This is a genomic window from Arhodomonas sp. KWT, from assembly GCF_010993615.1.
In genome coordinates this window covers 1-1219 of sequence record NZ_WNXE01000491.1, presented here as the reverse complement: position 1 = coordinate 1219, position 1219 = coordinate 1, and the positions used below count along the sequence as shown (strand labels likewise).

Sequence of the window (1219 nt, the reverse complement as noted above, 5' to 3'; positions counted from 1 at the left end):
CTGATGTCCGGCATGCCCCCGCCGCCACCGGCGGATTTCGTGGTCGGGCAGGACGTCGCGGTCACCCCCGGCAACGTCGTCTACCGCAACGGGCTGATGGAGCTTATCCAGTACACCCCCGCCACCACCGAGGTGTACGCGGAGCCGGTACTGATCACCCCGGCGTGGATCATGAAGTACTACATCCTTGATCTCTCCCCGGAGAACTCCCTGGTCCGTTACCTGGTGGCACAGGGGCACACCGTGTTCATGATCTCCTGGGTGAACCCCGGCGAGGACGACCGTGACATCGGCCTCGCCGATTACCTGGATCGCGGCTTCTACCGGGCCCTGTCCGTCGTGCGCCGGCTGATCCCCGACGTACCCGTACACACGGTGGGCTACTGCCTTGGAGGCACGCTGCTCGCAATCGCGCTCGCCGCCCTGCGGGGCGAGGCACAGCGCCAGGTGGCGAGCATGACCCTGTTCGCCGCGCAGACGGACTTCAGCGAGGCCGGTGAGCTGATGCTGTTCATCGACCCGGCTCAGGTGGCCTACCTGGACGACGTGATGTGGGATCAGGGCTACCTCGATCCCAAGCAGATGGTCGCGGCATTCCAGCTCCTGCGTGCCAACGACCTGATCTGGTCGCGCATGACCCGCAGCTACCTGCTGGGGCGTGAGGAGACGATCACGGACCTGATGGCCTGGAATGCCGACAGCACCCGGCTGCCATTCCGAATGCACTCCGAGTACCTGCACCGGCTCTTTCTCGCCAACGACCTCGCCGAGGGCCGATACCGGGTCGACGACCAGCCCATCGCACTGACGGACATCCACGTCCCCGTCTTCGCCGTTGGCACGGAGACCGACCATGTCGCACCGTGGCGCTCGGTGTACAAGATCAAGCTGCTCACCGACACGGCCGTTACCTTCGTGCTTACCAACGGCGGCCACAACGCCGGCGTGATCAGCGAGCCCGGTCATCCACACCGGCACTTCCGGATCGGCACGCGCACCGAGGGCGACCCGTACCTGGACCCGGATGAGTGGCAGGCTTCCCTCGCCCCGGTCGACGGTTCCTGGTGGCCCGCTTGGGCCGAATGGCTCGCGCGCCACTCCGGCGCCACGGTGCCGGCCCGTCCCCCCGAGCGTGGCCGTGACCGCGGGACCTCGCTGCCCGACGCCCCGGGCACGTACGTCCACATGAGCTGACCGGCATGATCAGCCCGTCCACCAC

The 1219-nt window shown here is 67.2% G+C and carries 1 protein-coding gene; it reads left to right on the top strand.

All coding sequences use genetic code 11. From position 1 onward, the window contains the following. The coding region (locus G7A99_RS20150) for an alpha/beta hydrolase (RefSeq protein WP_163143605.1) at nucleotides 1–1194 on the top strand (1194 nt) is incomplete at its 5' end. Nucleotides 1195–1219: the final 25 nt, after the last annotated feature.